Raw genomic sequence first — 11,868 nt, 5'->3', positions numbered from 1 at the left:
AGCTCGGGCGCCGCACTCGTTCATGGGGGCGTGTTCACCTCCGTTGAGTGTCCAAAACACCCGGACGTTTTCGATTTTGGTCCGGGTGTTTTGGACACTCGAGAGGGGGTGGGGCGCCGGATGCCGGCATCCCGTCGCTCGCGTTCAGGCGCGGGGCGTCGCCAGCCCGCGCCCCGGACACGACACGCTGAGTGTCCAAAACACCCGGACGTTTTCGATTTTGGTCCGGGTGTTTTGGACACTCGAGAGGGGGTGGGGCGCCGGGGCACGGGGCGGGGTTCGGGGTTCGGCTCGGGCGGAGGGTCAGGCGTCGGAGGGCCAGCCGCAGTAGGCCTCGGCGAGGTAGGCGCGGCCGTGCTCGGACTCCACGACGGTGCGCAGTTCGCCGATCTGGCGTCGACGGTCGAAGTCGGTGGCATCCGGGGCCACGTGCAGCAGGCTCGTCATCCACCACGAGAAGTGCTGCGCCTTCCAGATGCGGCGGCTGGCGGTCTCGGGGTATGCGTCGAGCAGGCGCTCGTCGTTCTCGAGCAGCAGCGCCTCGAGGGCGGCGGCGAGCAGGCGCACGTCGGCGATCGCGAGGTTCATGCCCTTGGCGCCGGTGGGCGGCACGGTGTGCGCGGCATCTCCGACGAGCGCGACGCGGCCTCGGCGCAGCTCGTGCGCGACGAAGCTGCGGAAGCGCAGGACGTCGCGCTGGAAGATCGGGCCCTGCTTCAAGGTCGTGCCGGGCACGCGCCTCTGCAGCTCGTCCCACAGCTGGGCCTCGGAATACGCGTTCGTGTCGGTGTCGGGGTCGCACTGGAAGTACATGCGCTGCACGGTGTCGGAACGCTGGCTGACCAGGGCGAAGCCGTCGGGGGAGTTGCTGTAGATCAGCTCCTCGCTCGAGGGTGGGGCCTCGCACAGGATGCCGAACCATGCGAACGGGTACTCGCGGAAGTATCCGCCGGTGCTCGAGCCGGTGACTGCGGCGCGAGCGACGCTGCGCGAGCCGTCGGAGCCGACGACGAAGTCCGCCTCGATCTCGAGGGGCTGCCCGTCGGCGTCACGCGCGATGACGCGGGGGCGGGCGGTGCCGGCGTCGTCGACGCGCTCGGCCGTGACGCCGAAACGAAGATCCTGCCCGGCGTCGAGCCGCGCGGCGATCAGGTCTTTCAGCACCTCGTGCTGCGGGTACAGCCAGACGGCACGGCCGACGGATGCCGCGAAGTCGATGCGGTGACCCTCGCCCTCGAAGCGCAGTTCGACGCCGTCGTGGCGGTGCCCCTCGGTGCGGGCACGCGAGGCGGGACCGAGGGTGTCGAGCAGTTCGACGGTGCCCTGCTCGAGGATGCCGGCCCGGATCGTGCTCTCGATGTCGTCGCGCGAACGCTGGTCGATGACGACGGACTCGATGCCCGCTCTGTCGAGCAGGTGCGAGAGCAGGAGCCCCGCGGGGCCGGCGCCGACGATGGCGACGCGGGTACGGACGGTGGTGGTCATGGCGTCTCCTTCGACGGTGGCTGTGTCGATGGTGCCCCTCGCTCCGCCGCCGCGCCGCGGTGTTCTCATTGAACGGGATGCCGCTCACGCCTGCGGCGAGTCCGCTCCCGCCGCCTCTTCGTCCCGCGGACGACCGAATCCATCCCCGCGCGAAGAGGGCCGGGTCAGCGGCGGTAGCCGAGGGCGCGCTCGGTGTCGCGGGCGGCGCGGTGCAGCTCGACCAGGGCGAACGGGGTCTCGGCGTCGCGGGGGAGCACCACCGACAGGGCGGCGATCACCGACCCCGTCTCATCGCGCACAGGCACGGCGACTCCCGTCGAGACGCTGTCGACGTAGCCGGGGGCGATGACCCGGCCCAGGCTGCGGATCTCGGCGAGCACGCGGCGCAGGGCCGCCGGGTCGACGATCGTCTCGGGGGTGACGGCGCGCAGGGGTCCGGCGAGTACGCGCTCCCGCAGATCGTGGGGGGCGAAGGCGAGGAGGACGAGACCCGACGACGACGCGTGCAGGGGAAGACGCCCGGCGATGCGCGTGATGTTCGCCCCCGAGTCGGGGGCGCTGAGCCGCTCGAGGAAGAGCGCTTCCTCCTGTTCGAGGATCGCCAGCTGCGTGTGTTCGCGCACGCGCGTCTGCACCCGCTCCATCGCCGGCAGCGCCGCCTGGCGCAGGCGCAGTGCATGAGAGGACCGCGTGGCCAGTTCCCAGAGGCGCATGCCCACGCGGATGCGGCGCTCCTCGTCGCGCTCGAGCAAGCCGGCATCCACCAGCTCGTTCACGATCCGATGCGCCGACGAGCTCGGCAGACCCGCCCGCCGTCCGATGTCGGACGTGGTCTGCGCGGTGCGCGTGGGGGTGAAGGTCTCGAGGATCCGCACCAGGCGGTCGGTCACCGAGTCGCCCGAGGGGGAGTTCGCCATGGTGTCAGGATGCCACGATTCCCATTCAGCGGGAACCGCTCGCCACCGCTGGGGACGGTGCCGGAGCATTGACTGGTCGAAGGAGACCCCATGTCGAACCCTCCCGCCGCCGCCCCCGAATCGCTGCTGGCCGCACCCGATCAGGCCACGCAAGACGAGATCGTCCGCGAGATCCGCGCCCGTCACGCCGAACTCGACGCGCTCGACGCCGCGGGCACGCATGTCGCCGCGACCGCCCACGACTTCCCGGCGTATCGGTCGAGCGTGCTGCGGCATCCGACCAAGAATCCAAAGCTCGTCGACCCCGAGACGATCGAACTGTTCTCGCCCGCGTTCGGACAGCGAGACGTCGCCGCGATCGAGTCCGACCTCACGCTGCAGCACGCGGGCGAGCCGCTGGGGGAGCGCATGAGCGTGCAGGGGCGCCTGCTCGATTCGTGGGGCCGGCCGGTGGCGAACCAGCTCATCGAGATCTGGCAGGCCAACGCCGCCGGGCGCTACATCCACCAGCGCGACCAGCACCCCGCCCCGCTCGACCCGAACTTCACCGGCGCCGGGCGCGCGGTCACGAACGACAACGGCGAGTACCGGTTCACCACCATCAAGCCCGGGCCCTACCCGTGGAAGAACCACCGCAACGCGTGGCGGCCCGCGCACATCCACTTCTCGGTGTTCGGCTCGTCGTTCACGCAGCGGCTCGTGACGCAGATGTACTTCCCCGGTGATCCGCTCTTCGCGCTCGACCCGATCTACAACTCCATCCACCGTCAGAAGGACCGGGACGCCCTCGTGGGCGTCTACGACCACGACCTGACCTCGCCCGAGTGGGCGACGGGCTACCGCTTCGACATCGTGGTCGACGGACCCGAGCAGACCTACTTCGAGCAGGAGGGCGACGAGTGATCCCCGCCAAGACGCACCGCGCCACCCCCGGCCAGACGGTCGGACCGTTCTTCGCCTACGGCCTCGAGTTCGACAAGCAGCATCAGGTCGTCTTCCCGCACTCGCCCGGGGCGATCGTGCTGAGCGGCACCATCCTCGACGGAGCGGGAGCGCCGATCCCCGACGCCCTCATCGAGATCTTCGGGGCAGATGCCGACGGCTCGGTGCCGCGCGCGCGAGGCGCGTTCCGCCGCGACGATCACACGTTCACCGGCTTCGGCCGCGCCTTCACCGACGACGAGGGGCGCTACTCGTTCTGGACGCGGGAGCCGGGCGGCATCCGGGGGCGCGCGGGATTCTTCGCCGCGATCGTGTTCGCGCGCGGCCTGCCCGACAAGCTGCACACCCGCATCTACTCGCCCGCCGACCAGGACGCTCTCGCCGCCGACCCGCTGCTGTCGTCGCTCGCGGACGACGAGCGCGCTAGCCTCGTGGCGACCCGGACGCCCGACGGGTACCTGTCGCACGACATCCGACTGCAGGGCGAGAACGAGACGGTGTTCCTTGCGTTCTGATCCCCTTCCACGCATCGACCTCGGGCTGCTCTCGCCGGTGAGCGTCGGTCACGACGCGCTGCTGTCGGACGGGTTCGTGCTGTCCACGATGATCCGCGTCGAGTGCGCGCTGGTCGCGGCGTACGTCGAGGTAGGGGCCGCCCCGCGCGGGGCGCGGGTCGAGATCGACCACGTCTTCGGGATCGACGAGAAGGGTGGCGCGTCCCCGCGCGGGATCGACGTCGACGCCCTCGTCCGCGACGCGGTCGCCGGGGGCAACCCCGTGATTCCGCTCGTCGGCGCGCTGAAGGCGCAGGTGCCCGCAGAGCATCGAGCGTGGATCCACCGCGGGGCGACGAGTCAGGACATCCTCGACACCGCGCTGATGGTGGTCGCGCGGCGCGCGGTCGAGCAGACGCGTCGCTCGGTCGCGAACGCGGCCGTCTGGGCCCGACAGCTCGCCACCGCGCACGCCGACGAGGTGTCCGCGGCCCGTACCCTCACCCAGCACGCCGTGCCCACCACGATCGGTGCGCGCGCCGCGATCTGGGCGCGCGGACTCGAGCGCGCCGTCGTGCGGCTGGATGCCCTCGTCTTCCCCGCGCAGCTCGCGGGTGCGGGAGGGACGCTCGCGTCGTTCGTCGAGATCACCGGATCGACGGATGCCGCCGACGCCCTTCCCGCGGCTTTCGCCCGGGCCCTCGAACTCGACGCCCCCGACGCGCCCTGGCACGTGGCGCGTTGGCCCGTGACGGAGATCGGAGACGTCCTCGTCCAGGCCATCGATGCGCTCGGCAAGATGGCCGCCGACGTCGCGACGCTCAGCCGCACCGAGATCGGCGAGGTCTCGGAGGGCGTGGGCGGAGGATCGTCGGCGATGCCCCAGAAGCAGAACCCCGCCGAGGCGGTGCTCATCCGCTCGGCCGCCCTGCGCGCACCGCACCTGGGTGCGACCCTGCACCTCGCCTCGGCCCTCGCGGTCGACGAGCGCCCCGACGGCGCCTGGCACTCCGAGTGGCCGACACTGCGCGAGCTGCTCCGGCTCGCGGTCGGCGCGTCGGCGCACGGATCGTCCCTGCTCGCGCACCTGCGCGTCGACGCGGCCGCTGCCGCCGCCACCGTCGGTCTGACCGGCGGGCGCATCGTCAGCGAGCGCCTGCGGGGAGTGCTCGTGCCGCTCATCGGTGCCGAGCGCTTCGCAGCCTTGCTCGATGGTGACGACGACCTCGCCCCGCGTCTGCGAGCGCTGCCCGAGGCGGCCGGTCTCGACGTCGACACGTTGCTCGACCCGGCTCGGTACCTCGGCCTCGCCCCCCGCCTCGCGCGTGGCACGGGTCACGCGGGCGGCGGCACGGCACGCAGCAGGGGAGTCGACGCATGAGCCTCGTTTCGCTGACCGAGCCGGTCGGACCCGCCGACGCGCCCCTCGTGGTGCTGGGGCCGTCGCTGGGCACCTCGACGATCCTCTGGGAGGACGTCGTGCCCCTCCTCGCCGACGACTACCGCGTCTGCGCATGGGACCTCCCCGGCCACGGCGCGGGGCCCCGGGTGCACGAGGCGTTCACCGTCGGAGACCTCGCGGATGCCGTGGCCGCCGCCGTACCCGAGGAGACGTTCCTCTACGCCGGGGTGTCCCTGGGCGGTGCGACGGGGCTCGAGCTCGCGCTGCGGCACGGCGAGCGTCTTCGAGGCGCCGCGATCGTGGCATCCGGAGCCGTCCTGGGAGAACCCGCGTCGTGGACGGACCGGGCGGCGCAGGCCCGGGCGCAGAGCACGTCGAGCCTCATCGTCGGCTCGGCCCAGCGCTGGTTCGCCCCCGACTCGATCGCGCGGCGTCCCGAGTTGACCGGGCGTCTGCTGCATGTCCTTCAAGATGCCGACGACGACGGCTACGCGCGCTGCTGCGAGGCGCTCGCCGCGTACGACGTGCGGCCCGTGCTGGGCGAGATCCGCGTCCCCGTGCTCGCCGCCTGGGGGTCGTTCGACGCCGTCGCCCCCGAGGCCAAGGCGGTCGAGATCGCCGAGGGTGTGGCGGACGGCCGTGTCGCGCGCATCGACGACGCCGGCCATCTCCCGCCCGCCGAGCAGCCCGAGGCCGTGGCGGCGCTGCTGCGGTCGTTCTTCGTATCTGCGACCGGAAAGGACGCCTGATGCCCACCGACCAGGAACGCCACGACCAGGGCATGGCCGTTCGCCGTGCCGTGCTGTCGGACGAACACGTGGACCGCGCGACGGCGGCGACGACCGAGCTCACCGCCGACTGGCAGGACTTCATCACGCGCGTGGCCTGGGGCGACGTCTGGTCACGGCCCGGTCTGGATCGCCGCTCCCGTTCGGTCGCGGTGCTGAGCTCGCTCATCGCCCACGGCCACCACGAAGAGCTCGCGATGCACCTGCGGGCGGCACTGCGCAACGGCCTCACGATCGACGAGATCCGCGAGGTGATCCTGCAGTCGGCGATCTACTCGGGTGTGCCGGCGGCCAACACGGCGTTTCGCATCGCGACTCAGGTGTTCGCCGAGGACGCGTGAGAGGTCGAGAGTCGTTGGAGCCAGGGACGCTCCCCCTCTCGCTCGGACGGGCCGGGTCCCCGGCATCCCGCCGATAATGGGGGAGTGGAGGTCTGGGAGACGCGAGAGTGGTTCGCCGACTACCTCGACGCCCTCAACAGGCACGACCTTGAAGCCGTCCGTGGGTTCTTGCACCCCGCGGTGCGCCGTGCGCACCTGCCCGCGGGGGCCGAGGCGTGGATCGCCGATCTGGCGGAGCTGCTGCACGGCTTCCCCGACTGGCAGTGGAAGCGCATTCAGCTGATCGTGGAGGACGACCGTCTGGCGGTTCATCTGCGGGGCGGGGGAGCGCACACCGGCGCGTTCGCGCACGTGATGCCGACCCGCCGACGCGTGAACATCGCCTCGTTCGCGATGTACCGCATCGAGAACGGGCGGATCGCCGAGGCGACCGGCACCGACGATTCCGCGCAGATCCGCGCCGCGTTGGTCTGACGGGGACGCGGCCGTTCGACGCCTCCGCCCGGTGGCTCGTCCGTCGGGCGATCTGTCAAGGGCGCCTCGATGTCGGAGGGGGCCGGTACGGTCGCATTCGCCCGTTTCCATCCCGGGCAGAAAGAGGGGCGACCATGGTGTCTCACGACCGCCCCGGCGCCGGAGTCGTCTGGGCTCGCGTCGAAGACGGCTTCCACGTCGGCAGTAAGAGCGGGGTGTTCCTCGGCTACATCGACCGCCAGAGCGGCGGCGGGTACCTGGCGTACAACGGTCGCTCGCGCCTCGTCGGTCGCTTCGAAGCCCTGACCGCCGCGATGGCCGCCGTGACCAACGACCAGCCCCCGCACGACGCCGAGATCACGCTTCGCGAGGTGCGTGTCCCCGCGCCGCGGTCGATCGACGGCGGGAGGGCCTCGTGAACTCCGACCTCGTGTCCATCTCGTACGTCAGCGCGGCGTCCGATCCGTTCGACGACGACCGCCTCAAGGACCTCCTCACGCAGAGCCGCCGGTCGAATCACGAGCACGATCTCACCGGCATGCTGCTGTATCGCCGCGGGCGTTTCTTCCAGGTGCTCGAAGGGCCGCAGGATGCCGTGGACGAACTCATGACGAAGATCCGACGCGACCCGCGGCACACGGACGTGCGCGTGCTGCTCTCGGAGCGCATCGACGAGCGCCGCTTCACGGAGTGGACGATGGGGTACGAGCCGATCGGCGTTCCCACGACACCCGCGCCCGAGGGCTTCCGCGACACCTTCGACGACCTCGAGGCCGACGACGAAGACGCGAGCATCCGCGCCGTGCGCGAGCTCACCGTGTGGTTCCGCGCGCGGACGGCGAACGGCGCCTGACGCAGTGGCCGGTCCGGGGCGCGCACGGTAGCGTCACGGGGTGACCTCCCACCCGGCAACCGTGCGTTCCTTCGCTCGCGTCGTCGCCGGCGCGATCGTGCTCGTCGTGGTGCTGTTCGCCTACGTGCTGCGGATCGCGGCGGGCGACGCCAACCCCCTCGACTACTTCGGATACTTCACCAATCAGACGAGCAGTCTGACGGCGCTCGTGCTGATCGCCGTCGGAGGAATCGGTCTGGCGAATCGAGCCCTGCCGTTCCCGCTCGCTCTCGCGTGGGCGATCGGCGCGGCCTGTCTGATCGTGGTCGGAGTCGTCTACAACGCTCTGGTGCCCGGAACGGGGTCTGCCCCGCCGTGGGTCAGTGCGGTGTTGCACGCCGTGTTCCCGGTCATCGTCGTCCTTGACATCGCGACGGCTCGCGACCGGCCGCGGCTCGCGTGGCGGCACCTCTGGTGGGTACTGCCGTACCCGCTGCTCTGGATCACCGTCGTCCTCGTGCGCGGGGCGACCGACGGGTGGGTTCCCTACGGGTTCCTGCTGCCCGAGCGCGGCCTCGCTTCGCTGGTGCTGCACATCGTCGGCATCCTGGCTCTGCTTCTCGTCGCGGCGGCGGGGGTCTGGGCGCTCAGCCGACGGCGGTTTTCGCGAGCGTCGCGGTCATAGGGGCGGATCGAGGGCGCCCAGCGCGGCATCCATCTGCTCTGCCAGGTGCGCGTACCCGGTGTCGTTCGGGTGCAGGCCGTCGCCGGCCATCCAGCTGTCGGCGGAGTCGGCGTAGTGCCCGTCGAGCCAGTGGCTCGCCCCCTCGATGTGGTCGGCGCCGATGCGCGCCGCGGCGTCTTCGACCCAGCCCGCGATGACGTCGACCGACGCCGGGCGGTCGGCGGTGTACCAGAAGGGCTCGACGACGACGATCCGTGCGTCGGGCAATCCCTCGCGCAGGCGCTGCAGGTCGCTCTCGATCGTCTCGCGGATGCGCTCGGCCGCGCGGTCGTAGCTGAAGTTGTCGTTCAACCCCATGGTGACGAAGACGAGGTCGGGGTCGTCGGCGATGACCTGGGCGGGGATGTCGTCGAGTCCGGGCCCCATCGAGGCGCGGCGGTTGACGAAGCCGAGGCCGTTCTCGCTGCGGTTGATCTCGCGCCAGCCGCGCTCGGCCGACACGATCGTCGACCAGCGCTTGTCGTTCGAACTCGCGCCCGTGCCGCGTGTGTACGAATCGCCGTAGAACGACACGACGGGTCCGGTGGCGGCGGGTCCGGTGGCGGCGGGGGCGGATTCGGTGGCGGGTGCCGCGCAGGCGGTCAGCCCGAGAACGAGGGATGCCGCTGCGGTCAGGCCGAGGAGTCGTCGCGCGCGCATGAGCCCATTCTCGGCGGTGATCAGTCCTTCCGGGCCGGGGGAGCCGGATCGGCGGCGAGGCGTTGCACGTGGCGCGCGATCCTCTTCGCCCGGGTCGCGGGCGTCGTCGCGGTGACGACGGGATGCAGCACCGAGTAGCGCTCGGCCTTGGTCAGCGCCTCGAAGGCGCGCGCCGCGACGGGCTCGGCATCCAGGGCTTCGCGCAGGTCTGCCGGGATCTCGATCGCCGCGGATCCCTCGTAGGCGCGCTCCCACCGCCCGTCGGCCTGAGCGCGTGCGATCTCGTCGGCCCCGCGGGGCCGCATGCGCCCCTCGTCCGTCAGGCGGGCGACGTGATCGACGTTCCGCTTCGACCACATCGAGCGGGCGCGGCGCGGGGTGAAGTGCTGTCGGAAGGTGTCGGCATCCCGGGACTGCTTTCGCCCGTCGATCCACCCGCTGCAGAGGGCCTCGTCGAGGGCGTGGGCGTAGGTGAGGGACGTGGGCGAGGTCGTGCCCTTCTTCGCGAGCACCAGCCACACACCATCGCTGGTGTCTTCGTGGGCGTCGAGCCACGATCGCCAGCGCGCGGCGTCGTCGACGATCAGCTCGGGGGCTTCGGTCATGATCGTGATCCTCTCAGCCGGCTCACCGGACCCTAGCGCGGACCTCCGACACGAGCGCCCTATCGGAGCGCGCGCCCCGGGGCAACCGGCCCCCTCCGATGCGCTCGAGAGGAGAACATCGCTGAATGCGCAGTGTGACCTATGCCGGTGAGACCGTGACCACGACCGATGACGTGGCGGAGGCGCTCGTGCAGCTCACCGCGTCGATCGCCGCCGAAGGGCAGGCGGAGGCGGTGAGCATCCCGATCGTCACCGAAGGCGGCGAAGAAGAGGCCGAGCTGGTGATCGGCGTCGGCAACGACGTGCTCAGCGCCCCGGCCGACTGGGAAGGTCAGGAGCCCGACTTCTCGTGGGCGGCCGGAGAGCTGCGCCAGCACAAGCGTTTTCCGCAGGCACCGGCCATCGCGGTCGAGCAGCCGGCCGACGATACGAACCCCGACGCCTTCTGGGACCCCGACCTCGACGGATTCACCCGCGCCTGACCCGGCTCCCCGGGCCCCCGCACCCGCGGGGGGAGCTCGTCAAGCCCGCCTCGCCGGCCGCGCGCGAACGTAGCGTGGGCCATCCGCATCGGACGCGACCGGTTCATCGCCCCGATGCGTGAGCCCCGGACAGTTCGGGCGGCCCGCCGTTTCGTGGAGCCGCCCGAACGCTCGGCACCGGGAGGATGGGCGCATGCTGCACTCTCTGGTCACCGGCGCCTCACGCGGAATCGGGCGCGCGATCGCCGTCGCCCTGAGCGCCCGCGGAGATCGGGTCGCCGTCCACTACGGTCAGGACCTCTCGGCTGCCGAGGAGACCCTCGCGCTGCTGCACGGCGACGGACACGTCCTCGTGGGAGGAGACGTCTCCGACCCGGAGACCGCGGAACGCATCGTCGACGACGTCCTCCACGCGTTCGGACGCATCGACGTCCTCGTCAACAACGCGGCCCTCGCCCCGAACCCCTCGACCTCGCACCCCATCGCGACCGTCGACTACGCCACCTGGCACCGCACCTGGGAACGCATGGTCCAGGTCGATCTGCAGGCGCCCGCCAACCTGGTCTTCCTCGTCGCGCGCTCCCTCATCGAACGGGGGCTCCCGGGGTCGATCGTGAACGTGGGCTCGCGCGGCGCCTTCCGTGGCGAACCCGAGTTCCCCGCCTATGGGGCGGCGAAAGCGGGGCTGCACGCGATGGGGCAGTCCCTCGCGGTGGCGCTCGCTCCGCATGGCATCGCGGTCACGAGCGTCGCTCCCGGGTTCGTCGGCACCGACCGGCAGCAGGAGAAGCTGGCCGGAGCGGCGGGCGCCGGCATCCGGGATCAAAGTCCCTTCGGCCGCGTCGCCACTCCCGAAGAGGTGGCGGATGCCGTGGTGTACCTCAGTTCGCCGGGTTCGCAGTGGGCGTCGGGTGCGGTGCTCGATCTGAACGGGGCGTCGCACCTGAGGACGTGAGACCGGTCCCGCGCGGGAGGAAGTGAGCGGCGGGTCGGGGCCGAGGATGGCGGCTCTCGTGGACGACGCGGGACTCCGCCGCGGGGGTGTGCACGACGAGGGCTATCGAGGCGGGTTCCGCCTGCGCCGCGAGCGCCGCGTAGACGTCGCCCCAGGTGAGCGTCACGTATCGGTGTGTCCGATCGAAGGCGGCCCGTCGACCGGCGTCGGCGAGACGTTCGGCGTGATCGCGGAGCGGCGAGGGGTCGACCATCCACGTCCCGGCACCGCTGATCCGCCAGGACTCGCGGACGCGCCGCGCGAAGGGGCGGCTTCTCCATGCCAGCCAGGCCCACGGCACGAGCCACACGACGGCGCCGAGTGCCACGCTTGCCGCGACGGAGCTGGTGTGATGCGCGGCGGCGGCCGCGGCGATGCCGCAGAAGAAGCCGACGTAGGGCCAGATCACCGCCGCGTTCCACACGAGTCGCTCTTCGGGCCTGCCGTCCGGGGGGAGCACCTGCAGGTGCTCGACGACGAGCCCGTGACCGCTCAGTCGCCGTTCGTAGAAGCCCCAGGTTCCGCTCGCGTGAAAGGGGAAGCCGTTGTTCGTTCGCACACGACGATGCTGCGCTCGACGCATCGGCGCGGGGAGGATCCTGACGATACCCATGCGCCCCGCCGACTCGTCGACACGGGCGAACGACTGTCTCCACAGCTGTGGATAACTTTGTGGAGAGCGTGTGTGGAAACCGTCGCAGCCTGTGCAAACACGTGTGGATAAGGCC

At 71.4% G+C, this 11,868-nt stretch carries 16 protein-coding genes; 11 read left to right on the top strand and 5 right to left on the bottom strand.

The genetic code is table 11. The annotated features are described in order from the left end of the window. Positions 1-303: 303 nt before the first annotated feature. Together QE416_RS04360 and QE416_RS04355 are read right to left on the bottom strand one after the other, a co-directional pair. On the bottom strand, positions 304-1,485 hold the full coding sequence (locus QE416_RS04360; protein ID WP_307313799.1) for a 4-hydroxybenzoate 3-monooxygenase: 1,182 nt from the start codon (positions 1,483-1,485) through the stop codon (positions 304-306). Positions 1,486-1,649: 164 nt separating this feature from the next. After that, complete coding sequence (locus QE416_RS04355) at positions 1,650-2,402, bottom strand: IclR family transcriptional regulator (RefSeq protein ID WP_307313797.1); 753 nt, start codon at positions 2,400-2,402, stop codon at positions 1,650-1,652. Between the two features lie 90 nt (positions 2,403-2,492). Between QE416_RS04355 and pcaH the strand changes: the two genes are divergently transcribed. The 9 genes from pcaH (at position 2,493) to QE416_RS04310 (ending at position 8,360) form a co-directional block, all read left to right on the top strand. Continuing rightward, positions 2,493-3,305 (top strand): protocatechuate 3,4-dioxygenase subunit beta, encoded by an 813-nt coding sequence (gene pcaH / locus QE416_RS04350; RefSeq protein ID WP_210076814.1) that lies wholly within the window; start codon positions 2,493-2,495, stop codon positions 3,303-3,305. Further along, positions 3,302-3,859 carry a protocatechuate 3,4-dioxygenase subunit alpha gene (gene pcaG / locus QE416_RS04345; RefSeq protein WP_307313795.1) on the top strand — a complete coding sequence of 186 codons (558 nt, stop codon included), beginning with the start codon at positions 3,302-3,304 and terminating at the stop codon, positions 3,857-3,859. Before pcaH ends, pcaG begins: the two co-directional genes overlap by 4 nt. Then, positions 3,849-5,219 carry a lyase family protein gene (locus tag QE416_RS04340; RefSeq protein ID WP_307313793.1) on the top strand — a complete coding sequence of 457 codons (1,371 nt, stop codon included), beginning with the start codon at positions 3,849-3,851 and terminating at the stop codon, positions 5,217-5,219. The genes pcaG and QE416_RS04340 overlap by 11 nt, the downstream gene beginning before the upstream one ends. Then, the gene (locus QE416_RS04335) at positions 5,216-5,989 is read left to right on the top strand and encodes an alpha/beta fold hydrolase (RefSeq protein WP_307313791.1); all 774 of its coding nucleotides are present in this window, start codon (positions 5,216-5,218) and stop codon (positions 5,987-5,989) included. Before QE416_RS04340 ends, QE416_RS04335 begins: the two co-directional genes overlap by 4 nt. After that, positions 5,989-6,369 (top strand): 4-carboxymuconolactone decarboxylase, encoded by a 381-nt coding sequence (gene pcaC, locus QE416_RS04330; protein WP_267788601.1) that lies wholly within the window; start codon positions 5,989-5,991, stop codon positions 6,367-6,369. The genes QE416_RS04335 and pcaC overlap by 1 nt, the downstream gene beginning before the upstream one ends. Before the next feature lie 84 nt (positions 6,370-6,453). Then, on the top strand, positions 6,454-6,843 hold the full coding sequence (locus QE416_RS04325; RefSeq protein ID WP_307313786.1) for an ester cyclase: 390 nt from the start codon (positions 6,454-6,456) through the stop codon (positions 6,841-6,843). Positions 6,844-6,977: 134 nt separating this feature from the next. Next, positions 6,978-7,262: a hypothetical protein gene (locus QE416_RS04320; protein WP_210076823.1), complete on the top strand. Its 285-nt coding sequence runs from the start codon at positions 6,978-6,980 to the stop codon at positions 7,260-7,262. Next, a complete protein-coding gene (locus QE416_RS04315; protein WP_307313782.1) occupies positions 7,259-7,696 on the top strand; it encodes a BLUF domain-containing protein in 438 nt (145 codons plus the stop codon). Before QE416_RS04320 ends, QE416_RS04315 begins: the two co-directional genes overlap by 4 nt. A gap of 40 nt (positions 7,697-7,736) precedes the next feature. Beyond that, positions 7,737-8,360, top strand: a complete 624-nt coding sequence (locus tag QE416_RS04310; protein WP_267788597.1) for a Pr6Pr family membrane protein — start codon at positions 7,737-7,739, stop codon at positions 8,358-8,360. Here the strand turns inward: QE416_RS04310 and QE416_RS04305 are convergent. Together QE416_RS04305 and QE416_RS04300 are read right to left on the bottom strand one after the other, a co-directional pair. Then, positions 8,355-9,059, bottom strand: a complete 705-nt coding sequence (locus QE416_RS04305; RefSeq protein ID WP_267788595.1) for an SGNH/GDSL hydrolase family protein — start codon at positions 9,057-9,059, stop codon at positions 8,355-8,357. The two genes, QE416_RS04310 and QE416_RS04305, sit on opposite strands and share 6 nt — an antisense overlap. A 20-nt stretch (positions 9,060-9,079) precedes the next feature. Then, positions 9,080-9,664: a YdeI family protein gene (locus QE416_RS04300; protein ID WP_267788593.1), complete on the bottom strand. Its 585-nt coding sequence runs from the start codon at positions 9,662-9,664 to the stop codon at positions 9,080-9,082. A 125-nt stretch (positions 9,665-9,789) separates the two neighbouring features. On the opposite strand from QE416_RS04300, the gene QE416_RS04295 reads away from it, so the two are divergent. Together QE416_RS04295 and QE416_RS04290 are read left to right on the top strand one after the other, a co-directional pair. After that, complete coding sequence (locus QE416_RS04295; RefSeq protein ID WP_267788592.1) at positions 9,790-10,146, top strand: hypothetical protein; 357 nt, start codon at positions 9,790-9,792, stop codon at positions 10,144-10,146. 193 nt (positions 10,147-10,339) lie between these two features. Then, on the top strand, positions 10,340-11,101 hold the full coding sequence (locus QE416_RS04290; protein WP_267788591.1) for an SDR family NAD(P)-dependent oxidoreductase: 762 nt from the start codon (positions 10,340-10,342) through the stop codon (positions 11,099-11,101). Here the strand turns inward: QE416_RS04290 and QE416_RS04285 are convergent. After that, positions 11,028-11,753: a DUF6611 family protein gene (locus QE416_RS04285; RefSeq protein ID WP_307313774.1), complete on the bottom strand. Its 726-nt coding sequence runs from the start codon at positions 11,751-11,753 to the stop codon at positions 11,028-11,030. The genes QE416_RS04290 and QE416_RS04285 overlap by 74 nt on opposite strands. Positions 11,754-11,868: the final 115 nt, after the last annotated feature.

The sequence above is a fragment of the Microbacterium sp. SORGH_AS_0421 genome, assembly GCF_030818635.1.
GTDB lineage: Bacteria > Actinomycetota > Actinomycetes > Actinomycetales > Microbacteriaceae > Microbacterium.
This window is presented reverse-complemented; position numbering and strand designations above follow the sequence as displayed.

Bases quoted from the DNA above. Each gene is read 5' to 3' on its own strand.
- QE416_RS04360 (WP_307313799.1), bottom strand. From the start codon at position 1,485: ATGACCACCACCGTCCGTACCCGCGTCGCCATCGTCGGCGCCGGCCCC.
- QE416_RS04355 (WP_307313797.1), bottom strand. From the start codon at position 2,402: ATGGCGAACTCCCCCTCGGGCGACTCGGTGACCGACCGCCTGGTGCGG.
- pcaH (WP_210076814.1), top strand. From the start codon at position 2,493: ATGTCGAACCCTCCCGCCGCCGCCCCCGAATCGCTGCTGGCCGCACCC.
- QE416_RS04335 (WP_307313791.1), top strand. From the start codon at position 5,216: ATGAGCCTCGTTTCGCTGACCGAGCCGGTCGGACCCGCCGACGCGCCC.
- pcaC (WP_267788601.1), top strand. From the start codon at position 5,989: ATGCCCACCGACCAGGAACGCCACGACCAGGGCATGGCCGTTCGCCGT.
- QE416_RS04320 (WP_210076823.1), top strand. From the start codon at position 6,978: ATGGTGTCTCACGACCGCCCCGGCGCCGGAGTCGTCTGGGCTCGCGTC.
- QE416_RS04305 (WP_267788595.1), bottom strand. From the start codon at position 9,059: ATGCGCGCGCGACGACTCCTCGGCCTGACCGCAGCGGCATCCCTCGTT.
- QE416_RS04300 (WP_267788593.1), bottom strand. From the start codon at position 9,664: ATGACCGAAGCCCCCGAGCTGATCGTCGACGACGCCGCGCGCTGGCGA.
- QE416_RS04295 (WP_267788592.1), top strand. From the start codon at position 9,790: ATGCGCAGTGTGACCTATGCCGGTGAGACCGTGACCACGACCGATGAC.
- QE416_RS04290 (WP_267788591.1), top strand. From the start codon at position 10,340: ATGCTGCACTCTCTGGTCACCGGCGCCTCACGCGGAATCGGGCGCGCG.
- QE416_RS04285 (WP_307313774.1), bottom strand. From the start codon at position 11,753: ATGGGTATCGTCAGGATCCTCCCCGCGCCGATGCGTCGAGCGCAGCAT.